The organism is Leifsonia sp. NPDC102414 (genome assembly GCF_044765685.1).
Taxonomy (GTDB): domain Bacteria; phylum Actinomycetota; class Actinomycetes; order Actinomycetales; family Microbacteriaceae; genus Leifsonia.
The window spans coordinates 140461-158217 of the sequence record NZ_JBIWKN010000003.1; the positions used below are offsets into that span (position 1 = coordinate 140461).

Here is a 17757-nt window from a genome sequence, read left to right on the forward strand (position 1 = left end):
CGCACCACATTCTCGACAGGAGAAACCACATGGCACAGAAGTCAAAGGCCTACCGGGCCGCGGCCGAGAAGATCGAGGCCGGAAAGTTCTACACCCCCACCGAGGCCGTCACGCTGGCGCGTGAGACCGGCTCGAGCAAGTTCAACTCGACCGTCGAGGTCGCGCTGAAGCTCGGCGTCGACCCGCGCAAGGCGGACCAGATGGTCCGCGGTACCGTCATTCTTCCTCACGGTACCGGCAAGACCGCGCGCGTCATCGTGTTCGCGACGGGTCCGGCCGCCGAGGCTGCGATCGCCGCAGGCGCTGACGAGGTCGGCGGCGCCGAGCTCATCGAGAAGGTCGCCGGTGGATACACCGACTTCGACTCGGCCGTCTCCACCCCGGAGCTCATGGGCCAGGTCGGCCGTCTCGGTAAGGTGCTCGGCCCGCGTGGCCTCATGCCGAACCCGAAGACCGGCACGGTGACCCCGGACGTGGCCAAGGCCGTTTCCGACATCAAGGGTGGAAAGATCGAGTTCCGCGTCGACAAGCACGCCAACGTGCACTTCGTCGTGGGCAAGGCGGCCTTCACCGCCGAGCAGCTCGACGAGAACATCAAGGCTGCGCTCGAGGAGATCATGCGTCTCAAGCCTTCCTCCTCGAAGGGCCGTTACGTGCAGAAGGGCGCCGTGTCGACCACGTTCGGCCCCGGCATCCCGCTGGACGTCAACGCCATCTAAGCAGGCTCGTTTCGTTCGAAAAGGTCGTCTCCGGTTTCCGGAGGCGGCCTTTTCTGCGTGCGCGAGCTGTTCTGCGCTGAGAATTCTTCAGTCGTGTAAAAGAATGCAACAGAACTGTCTACCCCTCTTGTGGCGGTAGAACTGTGGGGTCTACTCTCGCGATTGGCGCGCGTCGCGCGCCGCTCACTGTCGAGTAAGGATCAACTTCATGACAACTCGCACCACCAGACGCGTCCTTCACAAAAGGACCGTCGGAATCATCGCCACCGCGGCCGCCGCGGTGGCTTTGTCGATGGCGGGGACCGGAGCAGCGAACGCGGCCGACAGGGTCACCTTCGCCGACTCCGTGCCGAGCTGGGCGACTGCAGCAAACGATGCAGGAGCCGCCCCGACGGACGAGACAGTCCAGGGCGAGATCTACCTCCCCCTGCGCGACCAGAACGGCGCAGAAGCGCTCGCGAAGGCCGTCTCGAATCCGGTCACCTCAGGCTTCCGCAAGGCGCTGAGCCCGAGCCAGTGGATCAACAGGTTCTCGCCGACGCAGGCGGACGCGGATGCTGTCGTCAGCTTCCTGAAGACCGCCGGCCTCACGATCACCGCTGTCCCTGCGAGCAGGCAGTACGTGGTCTTCCGCGGAACGCCCGACCAGCTCGGTTCGATCTTCGGAACGTCGCTGCACTCGTTCGACTACGCGGGCAAGAAGCTCGTCGCGCCGACCTCCGCACCGTCGCTCCCCGCAGCGGTCGGCACGAAGGTGTCCGGCATCAGCATCGAGCAGTCGCGCACGCTGACCAAGCCGGACTCGATCAAGCAGGGTGACCTCGGCGCATCCGGCACCCCGCAGCTCAGCCGCAAGGCGGCAGCTGCCCCGGTGGTCGCGACGCCGTGCTCGCACTACATCGGCGAGCACGTCGTGACCGTTCCTGCGAGCTACAACGGCCAGACGCAGTACAGCACGTTCAACTGCGGCTACACCCCGTCGCAGCTGCGTACGGCGTACGGCCTCGACAAGCTCAACAAGAGCGGCGTCAACGGTTCCGGCCAGACAGTCGCGATCATCGACGCGTACGCGAGCCCGAGCATCGTGAAGGACGTCAACTCATACTCGCAGCAGAACGGCGAGCCCGGCCTGAACAACTCGAACTACCAGCAGCTGGTCCCGAAGCCGAGTGACTTCACCGACCAGGAGCTGTGCCAGCAGCCGAGCGGATGGCAGGGCGAGCAGACGCTCGACGTCGAATCCGTGCACGGCATCGCACCTGGTGCGCGCATCCTGTACGTGGGTGGCACGGACTGCAGCGGTGGCCTCGACGTCGCCATGTCGAAGATCCTCGACAACAAGCTGGCCACGATCGTCAGCAACAGCTACGGAAACGTCGGAGAGGCTGTCCCGGCCGATGTGATCCAGGGCGAGGTCAACCTGCAGCTCCAGGCGGCGGGCGAGGGCATCGGCCTGTACTTCTCGAGCGGTGACAACGGCGACGAGGTCGCGAACCTCGGATACCCGTCGCCCGACTTCCCGGCTTCCTCCCCGTGGGTGACCTCGGTGGGCGGCACGAGTCTCGGCATCGACAAGAACAGCAAGATCTCGTTCGAGACCGGCTGGGGCGACACCGTCGACCAGATCGTCAAGAACCCGGACGGTTCGCTCGCATACGCTGAGCCGCTGCCAGGCACGCGGTTCGTCGGCGGAGCTGGCGGTGGAGTGAGCGCTGTGTTCGCTCAGCCCGACTACCAGAAGAACGCCGTCCCCGCCGCGCTGGCGAACGGTCACCGCGTCTCTCCTGATGTGGCCGCCCTCGCAGACCCCTACACCGGGTTCTCGATCGGCATCCGTCCGATCATCGACGACAGCACCCTGGAGACGGGCGACTACGTGAACGAGACGTACGGCGGAACCTCGCTGGCCACTCCGATCGTGGCGGCCCAGATCGCGATCGTGCAGCAGGCGACGCACGCGCAGATCGGGTTCGCGAACCCGACCCTGTACGGCATCAAGCGCATCCTGCCGAACGCCTTCCGCGACGTGCTGCCGCAGAACCCGACGCAGGCCGTGGCATACACCAGTGCCACCAGCGGCAACAGCTACCTGGTCTCCTTCGATCAGGACACCACGCTGAAGACCGCCAAGGGATACGACGACGTCACCGGCCTCGGCGGTGTGTCGTTCAACCTGCTCTCCCTGGTCGCAGCGGGACGCCACTAGCGTCCGCAGCGCACTGAAACGGCCGGTCGTCCCTTCTGGGGCGGCCGGCCGTTTCAGTATGGTGGTCTGGTGACCGTCATCATCCGCTCCGCAGAGGCACGGGATGCGCGGGGCCTCGCCGCCGTCGCCGCCGTGACCTTCCCGCTCGCCTGCCCTCCGCACACCACAGAGGAGGCGAAGGCGGCGTTCGTCGCGACGATGCTCTCCGAGGAGAAGTTCGGCGAATACCTCGCAGACGACGCCCGCGTGCTGCTGATCGCGGAGGGCGAGGACGGCGAAGCCGTCGGATACACGATGGTGAACCTCGGCGAGCCGGCGGACTCCGACGTGAGTGCCGCCATCCGCATCCGCCCGTCCAGCGAGCTGAGCAAGTGCTACGTGATGCCGGGCCACCACGGGGCAGGGGTGGCGAGCGGGCTCATGGAGGCGAGCCTCGCGGCTGCGGCGCAGGCTGGAGCATCCGGGATCTGGCTGGGGGTCAACGAGGAGAACGCCAGGGCGCAGCGGTTCTACGCCAAGAACGGGTTCGAGCGGGTCGGCTCCAAGCAGTTCCTGGTGGGCGACCGGCTGGAGGACGACTGGGTGATGGAGCGGGCGCTCTAGCCTTCCGCCACCTTCAGCACGATCTTGCCGCGCGTGTGGCCGGATTCGATCGCTCGGTGGGCCTCCGCGATCTGTTCGAGCGCGAAGATCTGATCGACGTGCACGCGCACGTTGCCTGACTCCAGCAGGCGGGAGATCACGGCGAGCGTATTGCCGTCCGGTGCAACCTTGAAGTCGGTGCCGCGGACTCCCGCTGCCGCCGTCTCCTCTTCGAAGGTCGGCCAGCTCCCGGTTGGCGCGTTGACGATGAGTCCGCCGGGGCGGAGCACCCGCAGCGAGCGAGTGCCCGTGTCGTCGTGCACGTTCCCGATCAGATCGATGACCACATCCACTTCGCCGGCGACGTCCTCGAACCTGGTGGTCGCGTAGTCGATGACCGACGACGCGCCGAGCGTGCGCAGCCACGAGGCGTTCGACCCGGATGCGGTGGCCGTCACCTGCGCGCCGAAATACGACGCGAACTGGACCGCGAAATGGCCGACGCCTCCGCTGCCGGCGTGGATGAGCATCCGCTGCCCCTCGTGCGCCTTCGCAACCTCCACCACCATGCCCCACGCGGTGAGCGCGGCCAGCGGCGCGCCGGCGGCCTCGATGTGCGAGAGGGTCGACGGTTTGCGCACCACGCTGAGACTCGGCACAGACACGTATTCGGCGTATGTTCCGCTGAAGCGGGGGACCATCACCATCCCGAACACTTCGTCGCCCGGCTTGATCGGATGCGCGCGGTACGGCGACTCGACGACCACCCCGCTGAAGTCATGGCCGAGCACGGCAGGCAGGTTCCTGATGGCGCCGAAGACCCCACGACCAGCCCTGGTCTTGGCGTCGATCGGATTCACGCTCGCCGCGACCACCTTGACCAGGAACTCGGCGTTCACCCGGTCCGGTGTCGCGATCTCGCCGATCCTCAGCGCGTCGGCGTCGCCCGGCTGGGCGAGAAGCGCGGCTCGCATCGTCTTCTGCATTCGTCGTCCCCTCATCGGCTGGTTCTCAGTCAATCCCGCCAATGCTTCAGGGGTGTTTCGGTCGCATCACCGCTGATGAACAATGCGTTTCGGATACCCCCAGGACGTTTCCAGGGGCGGTCTGGTTAGGATGCTCCTCGTGAGCAGAGTGCTGCGTGTGGTGCGCCAACCGTTCGCGGCACCCGTGCTCGCGCGCGGCTGGCAGCGCGCTGTGCCCGTGCTGCTGGCGCTCGGGACGATCGCGGTGCTCGGGGGCCTGACCATCATCTGGGCCGCGCGGCTGACCGTGCCGTACCCGGTCTACGTGAGCGAGCTCGGCGCCCAGGGCGCGCCGACCGCGACGCCGTTCGCCATCGCGCTGCTCTGCATAGCGGCCGGCGGGTTCTCGATCGCGCTGGCGAGCGGGCACATCCGGTCGTCGGCCAGGCTGCTGAACCGGTGGGCGCCAGCTGTCACGCTCGGGTTCGCGGCGATCTGCTTCGTGGTCGCGTCGCAGGTCACCTGCACTGCCGCGTGCCCCGTTCCGATCGCGGACCCGCGGTCGACGGTGCAGGACCTCGTGCACACGGCGACGGCCGTGCTGGGCTTTGCGGCGGCGTGCTATGCGATGCTGCAGGTGGCGTTCGCCGGCACGGTGCCTCGGGTGGCCAGGTTCTCACTGGTGAGCTGCTTCGCGGTTGCCGCCATCACCATCGTCGGCGGACTGCTCGCGCTCGTGCATGTGGCGACCGACGTCGGGGCGTGGCTGGAATTGATCGGCACGACCGTTGCCATCGCGTGGCTGGCGATCTACTCGCTCACCCTGGTGCGCGTTCCCGTCGTCGCGGACTAGACGAAGAGGACGCCTAGGACGATTGCGGGCTGGTGGCGCGACGCAGCGCGTCGATGAGGTCGCCGGCCAGCGCCACGAGCTTCGCGATCTCGTTCTCGTCGCGGTCGACCCAGCGGCACTCCGGCTCGTCGTGCAGCGGCACGAACCCGGAGTGCTGCTCCCAGACGAACAGGGTGCGCTCCGCCCCGAGCACGTATTGCTGCCACCAGATCTGCCTCAGGTAGTTGCGCGGGACACTGCGGAACGGCTTGTTCGTGGTCTTGATCTCCGCAAGCTCGATGCTGCCGCTCGCGCGGACGGTCAGGCCGTCCGGTGTCGCGAGATGACGCCTGTCCCGCTCGGCGTGATAAAGCGCATCCGACGGCTGGATGCCGTGAGTGGCGGCCACCCACGCCGCGATCTCCGGTTCGCGGGAGCGGCCGTGCTGCGTGTACACGTTGCCGGAGAACCCGGTGCCGTGCAGCTTGTCATACGCAGCGGACTGCACGGAACGCGGCGTGGAGAGCTTGGCGACGTCTGTCGCGGTGATGCCGCGGCTGCGGGCGCGCAGCCAGCCGACCCTGTCGCTGGAGTGCGCGACGACCCTGGTGAGGTGCCCGCGGAGGACGCGGTCCGCATCCGGTGCTTCGAGGTGGAACTCGAGCTCGGCCTGCACGCGCTCCGCCTGCACGACCTCCGCCGGCCGAAGGTCGACGAGGGAGGCTGGGCGGGTCAGAACAGGATCGAGCACCCGTCCATTCTCTCTCGCATCAGCCGGCCGTGGCGGACCCCACGCCTGTCACGCCGAGCTGGCGGCGGGCCTCGTCGATCGTCTCGATCGTCTGCACAGCCTCGGCCAGTGGATGCACGGGCGAGTCGGTGCGACCTTCCGTCACGAAGCGCGCGAGCGCTGCCGCCTCGTACGACATGCCCTCACGATGCGGGCGGCCGTACGGGTCGTTCCAGTCGAGCACGGGCGCATCCCCGCCCTGCACCAGGCGCAGGCCGCTCGCCGACCAGAACGGGCTGCCGGTCTCGACGCGCGCCTCTGAGCCGCAGATCGTCGCGAGCGACGGCGTCGCGGCGCGCAGCCCGGTGCTGAGCAGCGCCTGCGCCCCGCTCAGCGACGAGAGGATGAGTGACACCTGCTCGTCGACACCCGTGGGCGCGAGCGTTCCTGCCGCGATCACTCCTGCCGGTCGGCCGATGGCGAACGACGCCCAGGACACGACGTATACGCCGAGGTCGAGCAGCGCGCCTCCGCCGAGCGCAGGATCGAAGAGACGACTGGTCGGGTCGAAGCGTGCATTGCCGCCGAAATCCGCTGTGACGATGCGCACGTCGCCGAGCACGCCGTCGTCCAGGAGCTGCCGGATGATGTCGGTCTGCGGCAGGTAGCGCGTCCACATCGCCTCCATCGCGAACACCCCGGCGGCTTTCGCGGCGCGCTCGATGCGACGAGCATCCTCCGCGTCGGCGGCGAGCGGCTTCTCGACCAGCACACTCTTGCCTGCTGCGATGGCGAGGAGGGCGTGCTCAGCGTGCTGGGTGTGCGGCGACGCCACGTAGACGACGTCCACCCCCGGATCCTCGACCAGCTCCACGTACGAGCCGTACGAGCGCTCAACGCCGTGCGCGGCGGCGAACGCGGCGGCGCGCTCCGCCGATCGGGACCCGGCTGCCACCACCCGCTGCGTCGTGTGCTTGTGCAGCGCATCCGTGAAGTCGGCGGCGATCCCGCCTGGCGCGAGCACGCCCCAGCGGAGCGGAGGCGCGTCCGTCGGGTCGGGGTGACGCGGGTCGGGGAGTGAGGTGATTCGGACCATGGGAACAGTCTGGCGCAATCGCCCAGCGTCGCTCCACACGAGAGAGAAAAACTCCTGTTATTAAAACATATCAATACTAGAACTGCGTATTTGTACCTATTAGCCTGAAGTTTCTGTTGAAACGGCTGGGTGCGGAGGGTCGCGCCCGCTCTTGTGAAAGGACTCGGATGCGTAAGCCCCTGTATGTGCGGCGATGGACGACGGGTGCCGCAGCCGCCGCCACGCTTGTGTTGTCGGCGTGTATCGGAGTCGCTCCAGCCGGAGCCGTGGGCGCTCCGGTCCCACCGACTGACTTCATGACCTATGACTTCGACACGGGCGAACGGATTGCGGACACTCCATACGATGGGGCCACGGGAAACAGCGGCTTCGTGACCGAAGTAGCCGACAACGCATTCCGCTTCACCGTGAAGATCGCAGCGGCGGCACGGGCTGAGCAGTACCGTCCGGTTCTGCAAGCGGTCGCCAACGAACTGCGGGCAGCAGGGGTCGCCGATCTGACGATTGCTCCCGGGCAGTTCTCACTCAGTCCCGAACCAAGCGCGACGCTGCCCCTTCACGAGATCCATTTCTTCACCTTGCCGTCCGGCCCGTGTGGGGCGGGTTTTGCCGGGTGCGCCATCGCTTATCAGCAGGGCAGAGCGAGCGGCAAAGAATTCGACAACCTCGTGACGGCCGCGAAGAACTGGATCTACCCCGTCGTCGACGGCTATTCGCCTCAGAACAAGCATCACGTGGTCGCACACGAGATCGGCCACGCGCTCGGGCTGAAGCATTACGACGCGCCGTTCCAGGGTGTGAATCAGGTGATGCATCCGTCGAAGTACGACTCGTCGACGTTCCAGAACGGTGATCGGGCCGGCCTCGCCTACCTGGGACGCGATGAGCGGCCCATCGGGACGCTCGAGCCGGTGACGTTCCCGTCGTCAGGGAAGATTCGTGCGACGGGATGGGCGTTCGACCCGGATCAGTGGAACGCTGCGACGGTCAGGATCACAGTGGACGGCGCGATCGTCAAGCAGTTCGACACGAACGTCAATCGGCCGGATGTCAACGCGGCGTACCGGCTGCCCAGCTTCGCGCCGCGTGGGTTCGATGTGACGTTCGATGTCTCGGCGGCTTCGCACGTGGTCTGCATGACAGTGCTGAATTATCCGCGTGACACATATACTCCCGCCGGTTCGTGTCAGACCGTCACCTCGAAGGGTGCTTTGACCTCGACACGCATTCAGGGCGGCGACCGCTATGAGTCCGCTGCAGCGGTGTCGCGCACGGCCTTCCCCACGTCTGCCCCTGTCGTGGTGGTCGCCAGTGGAGAGGCCTTCCCGGACGCGCTGGCGTCCGGACCGGTCGCTGCAAAGCTGGGCGGCCCGTTGCTCTTGACGCAGGGAACCGCGCTCACTGCGCCGACGAAAGCTGAGATCGCCCGACTCAAGCCGAGCAAGATCATCGTGTCCGGCGGCACTGCGTCGATCAACGACGCCGTCGTGAACGAGCTGAAGAAGCTGGCCGGGTCGGTCGTTCGCGTGTCGGGCGCCGACCGCTATGAAACGTCTCGGAAGCTTGCGTCGTATGCGTTCTCGAGCGCATCGGTCGCTTTCGTCGCTTCCGGGGACACGTTCCCTGATGGACTCTCCGCTGGTGCGGGCGCTGCGGGCAGGGGTGCTCCCCTGCTGCTGGTGAGCTCAGGTCCGACCGCCGCGGACGCGGCGACGGGGAGCCTGGTGAAGTCGCTCAAGGCGACAGCGGTCAGGGTGGTCGGCGGCACGGCCGTCGTGTCCGCGAGCACGCTGAACACGGTGAAGGCATCCGTCGCCGACACACAGCGGGTGGCAGGCGCCGACCGGTTCCTGACGTCGGTCGCGGTCGCGAAGAACTACTTCCCCACGGCCACTCCGCAGGTGTTCGTCGTGAACGGACTGAACTTCCCGGACGGGCTGGTCTCCGCCCCACTCGCCGCGGTGAAGAAGGCGCCCGTATTCCTCTCACCCGGCCACTGCCTCAATCGCGAAGTACTGACCCAGATGGACAGGCTCGGCGCCTCTCAGCTCACTCTGATCGGCGGCACGACGTCGCTCAACGCTGATGTCGCTGCCGGACGGATCTGCTGATTCGACAGGGCCCGTCCGGAACACAATCGATAAGGAATAGATGATGCGTAAAACACCACTCACCGTAGCGACGATCGTGGGTGCTTTCGCCCTCGCATTCGCCGCCCCCGCCGCGAACGCTACGCCGACGGAGGCACCGCGCGTCACGGAGCGGCTGGCAGGCGCCGATCGTTTCGCGACCGCTGTCGCCGTCTCGGCGAGCGCGTATACCGATTCGGCGCCGGTCGTCTATCTGACCAGCGGCGTCAACTTCCCCGACGCGCTGTCAGCCGGGCCGGTCGCCGCCACTCAGGGCGGTCCTGTGCTGCTGACCAAGTGGGACCAGGTTCCCGCCGTGACGATAGCCGAACTCAAGCGACTCTCACCGAAGAAGATCGTCCTCGTCGGCGGGACATCGGCGCTCGCGCCCAGCGTCGAGAAGAAGATGATGTCACTCGCACCCCAGGTCGTGCGCGTCGCAGGGGCCGACCGATACGACACGTCACGGCGACTGGCAGAGGCCACCTTCACCAGCCCGGTTTCGACCGTCTATCTCGCCACGGGCAAGGACTACCCGGATGCGCTTTCCGCTGGTGCCGCCGCAGGAACAGTGGGCGGCCCCGTCCTTCTGGTCGACGGCGACGCCGATCGGCTTGACGCCGCCACGCAGGCGACCGTGAAGAAGCTCGCGCCGGGGAAGCTTGTGATCGCCGGTGGCCCGACGGCCGTCTCGGACGGCATCCTCGCAAACGCGATGTCCGTCGCTCCTGTCGCGTCCCGCGTTGCAGGATCGGACCGTTTCGAGACGTCGGCTGCGATCGGCAGCACATTCGGCAGCGCGACGCACGCCTACCTCGCCTCCGGCTGGAATTACCCGGACGCGCTCGTCGGATCCGCTCTCGCCGGCAAGAACGGTCAACCTCTGTACGTCATCATGCCCACGTGCCAACCAGCCGGCATCGTCCTCGGCGAACGCGAGCTGGGAATCACCGAGCTGACCATCATCGGCGGAACGCACACAATCAGGGACACCGCGATATCGACCCACGACGGCTGCAGCGTTCCCGGCCCTGCCATCCCCTGACCAACGACCGTGGGGGCCTGCGCTCATCGCCTCGACGAGCGCAGGCCCCCACGGGCGCGCGACCTACCTCGGCCAGACGCCCGCATCCGGGTTGGAGACCTCCGGCGCCGTGCGTGCGCCGGCCACGGGAGCCGCCCAGCGCACGCCGTTGGCGAGCACTCTGCGCACCTGAGGGTGGAAGTACACCGGGTACTCCTGGTCGCCTGGGCTGAAGTAGAAGATCTTGCCGCGGCCGCGCGTGAACGTCACGCCGGAGCGGAAGACCTCTCCGCCGGTGAACGAGCTGATGAACACCAGGTCGTCCGGGGTCGGGATGTCGAAGAACTCCCCGTACATCTCCTGCGCCTCGATCACGATCGGCTGCTCGACGCCCTCGGCGATCGGATGCGTCGGGTTGACGTTCCAGACCAGCTCGCGCTCTCCGCCCTCCGGATTGCGCCAGGCGAGCGAACAGGTCGTGCCGAGCATCCGGATGAAGATCTTCGAGAAGTGCCCGGAGTGCAGCACGATGAGGCCCATGCCGCCGAGGACGTGCTGGCGAACGCGCTCAACGACCTCGTCTGCGACCTGGTCGTGGGCGATGTGCCCCCACCAGAGCAGCACGTCCGTGTCGTCCAGAACCTCCTCGGTGAGGCCGTGCTCGTCGTCGGCGAGGGTGGCGGTGCGCACCGCCACGTCGGAGCCGAGCACCTCGCTCAGCCCTTCGGCGATGGCGCCGTGGATGCCCGCGGGATAGATCGCGGCGATGTCCGGTTGGGTGGCCTCGTGGACACCCTCGTTCCACACGGTGACGCGCAGTGCTGACATGCTCATGCTCCCTTCGTGGCCGGCTCGAGCACGACTTCGGCGTTGCGGCGCGCCGACTCGTACGCCGCGTCGATGACGCGGGCGCGGTCGAGGGCGCGCGAACCGTCGTACTGCGACCAGTTGGCCTGATCCGCGACGTGCTCGAGGAAGGTCTCGACCACGGCCAGGTGGCCGCGGCCGGGGTCGGCGGCGACGCGCACGTCCGAGGTCGCCTCTCCTTCTCCGGTGAAGATGGTCAGCTCTCCGGCAGGCGCGTAGTCGACGACGCGCAGATCGGCGCCGCCCTCCGTGCCGTACAGCGTGATGCCGAACTCGTCGCCAGCCGGACGGTATGCCGCCCAGCTCGTCTCGAGCACGATCGAGCCGCCGCCTTCGAGGCGCAGCAGCAGGCTGGCGAGATCCTCGACCTCGTATGCGGAGCCGACGTCCTGCTTGTTGCCTGCAGCGCCGCCTCGGCCGCGGGAGCCGAGCTCCGAGTGCGTCACAGCGGAGACCGCGGTCACCTTCGGCTCGCCGAACAGGTGCAGCGCGTAGTCGAGCACGTGAACGCCGATGTCGATGAGCGGTCCTCCGCCCGCCATCTCGCGGTTGGTGAACCAGCTGCCGAGAGCCGGGATGCCCGCCCTGCGCAGCCAGATCGCACGCGCGTGGTACGGGCGGCCGATCTGGCCGGCGTCGATCGCGGCCTTCAGCGCCTCGATGTCGCCGCGGCGGCGGTGGTTGAACGCGACCTCGAGCACGCGGTCTGCGGTGTGCGCCGCATCCACCATCGCCTGCGCCTCATCGGCGGTCCTGGCGATCGGCTTCTCGCTGAGCACGTGGATGCCGGCCTCCAGAGCGCCGACGGCGATCGGGGCGTGCAGGAAGGTCGGGACGGCGACGCTCACCACGTCGATCCCTCCGTCCTCGACGAGCTCGTGCCAGTCGCGGTAGAGGCGGGTGACGCCGTACTTCTCGCCGAGCTCGGCGCGCGGCCCGTCCTCCATGCCCGCGATGGCGACGAGTTCGACCCCTGGCAGGGTCGCGTACGCATCCATGTGCTGCTGGCCTGCCCAGCCGAGTCCGATGACGGCGGATTTGATGGTCTCGCCGGGTTTCGTCGCAGTGGTCACGACTGTCCTTCCGTTCTGTGTTCTGTGTGGTGTGCGGTGGTCGATGGGTTGTCGAAACGATTCGATTTCGCGGGGGTGGGGGCGGATGCGGGTGCTGGGGGACGGGCGCTGAGGCGGAGGTTCCTCGCTCAGCGGCCCAGGGGTCTCGCGTATCTCTGGTTGTCCTCGACGGGGTCGAGGGCGTGCTGGATCACCATGATCGCGGCGCCGATCACGCCGCCGGTTTCGCCGGAGCGCGACTGGGTGATCGTGAGGTACTGCGTCGCCAGCGGTGTCGACCGCTGGTAGACGACCTCGCGGATGCCGGCGAGGAGTTGCTCGCCGACCCGGGAGAGACTGCCGCCGACGATGACGAGCGAGGGGTTGAGGAGGTTGACCGACGTCGCGATGACCTCGCCGAGGTCGCGGCCGGCCTGGCGGATCGTCTGGAGCACGGTCGGGTTGCCTGTGCGGGCCAGGTCGACCACATCGTCGCTCGTGCGTGCCGGGATGCCGAGCGCTGTCAGCGTGCGCGCGATCGCCGGGCCGGACGCGAGCGCTTCGAGGTCGGCGTCCTGGGCTCCGTGGCTTGGGGTGTCCGCCCCGAACGGCACGCGTACGTGACCGAGGTCGCCTGCCGAGCCCTGCGCGCCACGCTGCAGCCTGCCGCCGTTGATGATGCCGGCGCCGATGCCGGTCGCCACCTTCACGAAGAGGAGGTCGGACTGGTCGGGCCACATGAGGGCGTGCTCGCCGAGCGCGAGCAGGTTGACGTCGTTGTCCACGAGCACGGGGACGTCGAACGTCCTGCTGACGTACGCGGGGATGTCGAAGCGGTCCCAGCCCGGCATGATCGGCGGATTGACGGGCAGACCCGTCGAGTGCTCGACGGGGCCGGGCACGCCGATGCCGACTCCGACCAGCTCGCTCAGCGGGCGGCCGGAGGCGGAGAACAGCCGCTCTGCGGTCCCGAGAGCCCAGTCGAGGATCGGCTCCGGTCCCTCGGTGATCAGGATGCGCTGCGACTCGCTGGTCAGGATGTTCCCCGCCAGGTCGGCGAGAGCGACGACTCCGTGCGTCGCACCGAGGTCGATCGCGATGACGACTCGCGACTCCGGGTTGAAGCGGATGCGGGCAGGCGGTCGTCCGCCCGTCGAAACGTCGTCGCCGGCAGGCGCGACGAGACCGGATGCGGTCAGGCTGTCGATCCGCACCGCGACCGTCGAGCGGGCGAGCCCGGTCAGCTCCGCCAGCTGGGCGCGCGTGCGAGGGACGCCGTCGCGCAGGATCGCCAGCAGGCCGGCGGCGTCCGGGGCGACAAGCGGCTGCTCGCGCACGCTGTCGGTCATGAGGGTATTGAACCACACGGTTCCTGGAGCGAACAAAGTCTGATTTCTCTCATGCGACTTTTGATTGACATTCGGCAGAAGTCTGGATTGAATGGGTACCGTCGCCATCAGGCGCGCCCCATCCACTCGACGAGGAGAAAAGTGTCGAAGTCCAACCTCTCCGTGCAGCTCTACACCGTTCGTGAGCTCCTGACCGACGACACGGTCGGCACCCTCAAGCGCATCGCAGACCTCGGGTTCACCCAGGTCGAGCCGTTCGCGTTCCTCGATTTCGGCGACGACCTGCGTCGCGGTCTCGAGGAGACGGGCCTGACTGCGCCCACCACCCACCAGGGATTCATCGGCGGCGACCTCGAGCCCGTCTTCGAGGCGGCCAAGGCCCTCGGCATCCCCACCGTCATCGACCCGTTCGTCGCGCCGGAGCGCTGGCAGACGGCGGAGAGCGTCGACGAGATCGCCGCTCAGCTCAACGAGGCGGCCGAGGTCGCGGCCCGCTACGGCGTCCGCGTCGGCTACCACAACCACGCCCACGAGCTCGAGAGCACGATCGACGGCGTGACAGCTCTGGAGTACTTCGCGAGCAAGCTCGCACCCGAGGTCGTCCTCGAGGTCGACACGTACTGGGTGGCCGTCGGCGGCCACGACCCCGTCGAACTCCTCGGCAAGCTGGGCGACCGCGTCGTCGCGCTGCACATCAAGGACGGCCCGGGCACCACGGAGACCAAAGACCAGGTCGCCGTCGGCAAGGGTTCGCTGCCGATCGAGCAGATCATCGCAGCGGCTCCGAACGCGCTCCGCGTGATCGAGCTCGACGACTCCCGCGGCGACCGGTTCGAGGCTGTCGCAGACAGCATCGAGTTCCTCACCGCCAAGGGCCTCGCGTGAGCGGCGGAAAGGTCGGCGTCGGCGTCATCGGCGCCGGCGTCATCAGCACCGAGTACCTGACCAACCTCACCACCTTCCCGGATCTCGACGTGCGCTTCGTCGCCGACATCGACGAGCCGCGTGCCAAGGCGCAGGCCGAGAAGTTCGGCATCGCAGGATCGGGCTCTGTCGCCGACCTTCTCGCCGACGACCAGATCGAGATCGTCGTGAACCTCACGCTTCCCCGCGTGCACGTCGAGGTGGCGCTGCAGATCCTGGATGCGGGCAAGCACGTCTGGAGCGAGAAGCCGTTCGCGCTCGACCGCGTCAGCGGCACCGAGCTGCTCACGGCTGCGCACGAGAAGGGGCTGCGCGTCGCGACGGCGCCCGACACCTTCCTCGGCGCCGGCATCCAGTCGGCTCGTCGTCTGGTCGAGAACGGCCAGATCGGCGCCCCGCTCACCGCCCTGACCCTCATGCAGAGCCCCGGCCCGGAGTCCTGGCACCCGAACCCCGACTTCCTGTTCCAGGAGGGCGCGGGCCCGCTGTTCGACATCGGCCCGTACTACCTCACCGCTCTCGTCCAGCTCTTCGGCCCAGTCGCGCGCGTCAGCGCGGTCGCGTCGAAGGCCAAGGAGTCGCGCGTCATCGGCTCCGGACCCCGCGCCGGAGAGGAGTTCGCCGTGACGGTGCCGACCCACGTCAGTGCGCTCTACGAGTTCGAGAGCGGGCAGACGGCGCAGAGCATCTTCAGCTTCGACTCCAAGCTCGGCCGCACGCAGTTCGAGGTGGCGGGTGTCGAGGGCACGCTGGTCGTCCCCGACCCCAACACGTTCGTCGGCGACCTTCTCGTCCACGGCGCCGACGGTGTCGAGACGTTCCCGTCGACCGGATCGACCTCGAGCAGGGGGACGGGCGTCGTCGAGCTGGCCCGCGCGATCCGCGCTGGGGTGCCGGAGCGCGCATCCGGTGAGCAGGCGTACCACGTGCTCGACGTCATGGTGTCGACCATCGAGGCCGGGCTCGCGGGTGCTCCCGTCGAGGTGCAGAGCACCGTCACGGTCGCACCTGCCCTGCCGGAGGATTGGGACCCGCGCGCTGCCACCCTCGGGCAGGATGGCTGAATGACGGAGAAGACGGCAGGACCGCGGCCGAGAGTCGCCATCGTCGGCGGCGGATTCATGGCGCAGGTGCACTCCAGGGCCGCCCGCAACGCGCGGGCGGAACTGGCGGGCATCGTCTCGTCCAGTCCGCAGAAGTCCGCCGCCGCTGCGGCCGACCTCGGCATCGCCAGGGCGTACGACTCGCTCGACCAGGTGCTCGCCGACGACACGATCGACGTTGTGCACGTCTGCACGCCGAACGCGCTGCACGCAGGGCAGGCCGCCGCGGTGCTCGCCGCAGGCAAGCACGTCGTCTGCGAGAAGCCGCTCACCACCACGGTCCGGGATGCGGAGGCGCTCGTCGCCGCCGTCGGCGACCGCACCGCGACGGTGCCGTTCGCCTATCGCTTCCACCCGATGGTCCGAGAGGCCCGTGACCGGTTCGCATCCGGTGCGGCAGGCCGGGTGCTCACCGTGAACGCGTCGTACCTGCAGGACTGGCTCCTCGGCGCCGACGACGACAACTGGCGGGTGGATGCGGCGTCAGGCGGCCGCTCCCGGGCGTTCGCCGACATCGGCTCCCACCTGGTCGACCTGGTCGAGTTCGTCAGCGGCGACAGGGTCTCCCGCGTCTCCGCCACCAAGAAGACCTACTTCTCCGACAGGGCGGCGCACTCCGGCATCACCACGGAGGACGCGGTCGCCGTCGTCATCGAGACGCGTTCAGGCGGCATCGGAACGCTCCTGGTTTCGCAGGTCGCCCCCGGCAGGAAGAACCGTCTGCTGCTCGAGATCGCCGGGAGCGCAGAGAGCGTCGAGTTCGACCAGGAGCAGCCGGAGACGCTGTGGGTCGGCAAGCGGAAGGGCAGTCTGCTCATCCCGCGCGACGCCGATCAGCTCAGCGCGGACGCCGCACGCCTGTGCGTCGTGCCGTCCGGGCATCCACAGGGCTACCAGGATGCGTTCAACGCGTTCGTGGCAGACACATACGCGGCCATCGGCGGGGCTGACCCCGACGGGCTGCCGCGCTTCACCGACGGGCTGCGCGCCGTTCGGGTCACCGAGGCCGTGCTCGACTCAGCGGAGTCCGGCACCTGGATCGAGATGGGAACAGAGGAATGACAGACAACGCGAACACCGGCAAGGAGCTCGCCAGCACGCATCCGGTGACGCTGTTCACCGGGCAGTGGGCCGACCTCACGCTCGAAGAGGTCGCCCAGTACGCGAGCGAGTGGGGCTACGACGGCCTGGAGATCGCCTGTTCAGGCGAACACCTCGACGTGTGGAGGGCGGCGGAGGACGACGCGTATCTGCAGGGCCGCCTCGACATCCTGAACAAGTACGGACTCAAGGTCTGGGCCATCTCCAACCACCTCAAGGGCCAGGCTGTCTGCGACGACCCGATCGACTTCCGCCACCAGGCGATCGTCGGCTCGAAGGTCTGGGGAGACGGCGAGCCGGAGGGTGTGCGCCAGCGCGCCGCCGAGGAGCTGAAGCTCACCGCGAAGGTCGCCCGCAAGCTCGGCGTCGACACGGTGGTCGGGTTCACCGGCTCCAAGATCTGGCCGTACGTCGCCCAGTTCCCGCCCGTACCCGCCGACGTGATCGACGCCGGATACCAGGACTTCGCCGACCGGTGGAACCCCATCCTGGATGTGTTCGACGGCGAGGGCGTCCGCTTCGCCCACGAGGTGCACCCCTCCGAGATCGCCTACGACTACTGGTCCAGTGTCCGGTCGCTCGAAGCGATCGACCACCGCGAAGCGTTCGGCTTCAACTGGGACCCGAGCCACATGATGTGGCAGGACATCGACCCTGTCGGGTTCATCGTCGACTTCAAGGACCGCATCTACCACGTGGACTGCAAGGACACGCGGCTGCGCCCGAAGAACGGCCGGGCCGGTGTGCTCGGCTCGCACCTGCCGTGGGGCGACCCGCGTCGCGGTTGGGACTTCGTCTCGACCGGGCACGGCGACGTGCCGTGGGAGGACTCCTTCCGTGCGCTCACCTCGATCGGCTACGACGGCCCCATCTCGATCGAGTGGGAGGATGCAGGCATGGACAGGCTGCACGGCGCCAAGGAAGCGGTCGGCTACATCCGCTCGCTGCTCTGGAAGCAGCCCACCGCGTCGTTCGACGCCGCGTTCAGCAACCAGGACTGAGTCAGACCGAACGATCCGGCACCGGCCGTCGGCGCGCAGGCGTCGGCGGCCGGTGCTTGGATGGGGTCATGACGGAC

16 protein-coding genes are annotated in these 17757 nt (G+C 68.0%); 10 read left to right on the forward strand and 6 right to left on the reverse strand.

Going from position 1 to position 17757, the window contains the following annotated elements:
• Nucleotides 1-29: 29 nt before the first annotated feature.
• The 3 genes from rplA to ACIRCZ_RS13465 all read left to right on the forward strand — a co-directional run bounded on the left by rplA (nt 30) and on the right by ACIRCZ_RS13465 (nt 3528).
• Complete coding sequence (gene rplA / locus ACIRCZ_RS13455) at nt 30-719, forward strand: 50S ribosomal protein L1 (protein ID WP_055890344.1); 690 nt, start codon at nt 30-32, stop codon at nt 717-719.
• A 208-nt stretch (nt 720-927) separates the two neighbouring features.
• Nucleotides 928-2925, forward strand: a complete 1998-nt coding sequence (locus tag ACIRCZ_RS13460) for a protease pro-enzyme activation domain-containing protein (protein WP_235500279.1) — start codon at nt 928-930, stop codon at nt 2923-2925.
• 69 nt (nt 2926-2994) lie between these two features.
• The gene (locus tag ACIRCZ_RS13465; protein ID WP_402853930.1) at nt 2995-3528 is read left to right on the forward strand and encodes a GNAT family N-acetyltransferase; all 534 of its coding nucleotides are present in this window, start codon (nt 2995-2997) and stop codon (nt 3526-3528) included.
• Here ACIRCZ_RS13465 and ACIRCZ_RS13470 read toward each other — a convergent pair.
• Entirely contained in the window at nt 3525-4493 is a 969-nt protein-coding gene (locus ACIRCZ_RS13470; RefSeq protein ID WP_055890348.1) for an NADP-dependent oxidoreductase, read from the reverse strand. The two genes, ACIRCZ_RS13465 and ACIRCZ_RS13470, sit on opposite strands and share 4 nt — an antisense overlap.
• A gap of 139 nt (nt 4494-4632) precedes the next feature.
• Here ACIRCZ_RS13470 and ACIRCZ_RS13475 point away from each other — a divergent pair, with 139 nt between their 5' ends.
• Complete coding sequence (locus ACIRCZ_RS13475; RefSeq protein WP_402853934.1) at nt 4633-5325, forward strand: DUF998 domain-containing protein; 693 nt, start codon at nt 4633-4635, stop codon at nt 5323-5325.
• A gap of 13 nt (nt 5326-5338) precedes the next feature.
• Here ACIRCZ_RS13475 and ACIRCZ_RS13480 read toward each other — a convergent pair whose 3' ends face one another.
• Together ACIRCZ_RS13480 and ACIRCZ_RS13485 are read right to left on the reverse strand one after the other, a co-directional pair.
• On the reverse strand, nt 5339-5980 hold the full coding sequence (locus ACIRCZ_RS13480; protein ID WP_402854557.1) for a YqaJ viral recombinase family protein: 642 nt from the start codon (nt 5978-5980) through the stop codon (nt 5339-5341).
• 94 nt (nt 5981-6074) lie between these two features.
• A complete protein-coding gene (locus ACIRCZ_RS13485; protein WP_402853937.1) occupies nt 6075-7130 on the reverse strand; it encodes a Gfo/Idh/MocA family protein in 1056 nt (351 codons plus the stop codon).
• A gap of 371 nt (nt 7131-7501) precedes the next feature.
• On the opposite strand from ACIRCZ_RS13485, the gene ACIRCZ_RS13490 reads away from it, so the two are divergent.
• Nucleotides 7502-9241: a cell wall-binding repeat-containing protein gene (locus ACIRCZ_RS13490; RefSeq protein ID WP_402853940.1), complete on the forward strand. Its 1740-nt coding sequence runs from the start codon at nt 7502-7504 to the stop codon at nt 9239-9241.
• A 43-nt stretch (nt 9242-9284) separates the two neighbouring features.
• A complete protein-coding gene (locus tag ACIRCZ_RS13495) occupies nt 9285-10304 on the forward strand; it encodes a cell wall-binding repeat-containing protein (protein ID WP_402853943.1) in 1020 nt (339 codons plus the stop codon).
• Nucleotides 10305-10367: 63 nt separating this feature from the next.
• On the opposite strand, the gene ACIRCZ_RS13500 is transcribed toward ACIRCZ_RS13495, so the two are convergent.
• The 3 genes from ACIRCZ_RS13500 to ACIRCZ_RS13510 all read right to left on the reverse strand — a co-directional run bounded on the left by ACIRCZ_RS13500 (nt 10368) and on the right by ACIRCZ_RS13510 (nt 13551).
• Complete coding sequence (locus ACIRCZ_RS13500) at nt 10368-11117, reverse strand: ThuA domain-containing protein (protein WP_055890358.1); 750 nt, start codon at nt 11115-11117, stop codon at nt 10368-10370.
• Nucleotides 11114-12223, reverse strand: a complete 1110-nt coding sequence (locus ACIRCZ_RS13505; RefSeq protein ID WP_402853947.1) for a Gfo/Idh/MocA family protein — start codon at nt 12221-12223, stop codon at nt 11114-11116. Before ACIRCZ_RS13505 ends, ACIRCZ_RS13500 begins: the two co-directional genes overlap by 4 nt.
• Nucleotides 12224-12351: 128 nt before the next feature.
• Complete coding sequence (locus ACIRCZ_RS13510; protein ID WP_402853950.1) at nt 12352-13551, reverse strand: ROK family protein; 1200 nt, start codon at nt 13549-13551, stop codon at nt 12352-12354.
• 141 nt (nt 13552-13692) lie between these two features.
• Between ACIRCZ_RS13510 and ACIRCZ_RS13515 the strand changes: the two genes are divergently transcribed.
• From ACIRCZ_RS13515 to ACIRCZ_RS13530, 4 genes are read left to right on the forward strand one after another with little or no spacing between them, the layout of a single operon-like run.
• Nucleotides 13693-14436, forward strand: a complete 744-nt coding sequence (locus ACIRCZ_RS13515) for a sugar phosphate isomerase/epimerase family protein (protein ID WP_402853953.1) — start codon at nt 13693-13695, stop codon at nt 14434-14436.
• On the forward strand, nt 14433-15539 hold the full coding sequence (locus ACIRCZ_RS13520; RefSeq protein ID WP_055890365.1) for a Gfo/Idh/MocA family protein: 1107 nt from the start codon (nt 14433-14435) through the stop codon (nt 15537-15539). The genes ACIRCZ_RS13515 and ACIRCZ_RS13520 overlap by 4 nt, the downstream gene beginning before the upstream one ends.
• A complete protein-coding gene (locus ACIRCZ_RS13525; protein WP_055890367.1) occupies nt 15540-16640 on the forward strand; it encodes a Gfo/Idh/MocA family protein in 1101 nt (366 codons plus the stop codon).
• Nucleotides 16637-17680 carry a sugar phosphate isomerase/epimerase gene (locus ACIRCZ_RS13530; RefSeq protein ID WP_055890369.1) on the forward strand — a complete coding sequence of 348 codons (1044 nt, stop codon included), beginning with the start codon at nt 16637-16639 and terminating at the stop codon, nt 17678-17680. The genes ACIRCZ_RS13525 and ACIRCZ_RS13530 overlap by 4 nt, the downstream gene beginning before the upstream one ends.
• Nucleotides 17681-17757: the final 77 nt, after the last annotated feature.

Excerpts from the sequence above, each read along its gene's own strand:
- rplA (WP_055890344.1), top strand. The coding sequence starts at position 30 with ATGGCACAGAAGTCAAAGGCCTACCGGGCCGCGGCCGAGAAGATCGAG.
- ACIRCZ_RS13460 (WP_235500279.1), top strand. The coding sequence starts at position 928 with ATGACAACTCGCACCACCAGACGCGTCCTTCACAAAAGGACCGTCGGA.
- ACIRCZ_RS13470 (WP_055890348.1), bottom strand. The coding sequence starts at position 4,493 with ATGCAGAAGACGATGCGAGCCGCGCTTCTCGCCCAGCCGGGCGACGCC.
- ACIRCZ_RS13485 (WP_402853937.1), bottom strand. The coding sequence starts at position 7,130 with ATGGTCCGAATCACCTCACTCCCCGACCCGCGTCACCCCGACCCGACG.
- ACIRCZ_RS13495 (WP_402853943.1), top strand. The coding sequence starts at position 9,285 with ATGCGTAAAACACCACTCACCGTAGCGACGATCGTGGGTGCTTTCGCC.
- ACIRCZ_RS13500 (WP_055890358.1), bottom strand. The coding sequence starts at position 11,117 with ATGAGCATGTCAGCACTGCGCGTCACCGTGTGGAACGAGGGTGTCCAC.
- ACIRCZ_RS13510 (WP_402853950.1), bottom strand. The coding sequence starts at position 13,551 with ATGACCGACAGCGTGCGCGAGCAGCCGCTTGTCGCCCCGGACGCCGCC.
- ACIRCZ_RS13525 (WP_055890367.1), top strand. The coding sequence starts at position 15,540 with ATGACGGAGAAGACGGCAGGACCGCGGCCGAGAGTCGCCATCGTCGGC.
- ACIRCZ_RS13530 (WP_055890369.1), top strand. The coding sequence starts at position 16,637 with ATGACAGACAACGCGAACACCGGCAAGGAGCTCGCCAGCACGCATCCG.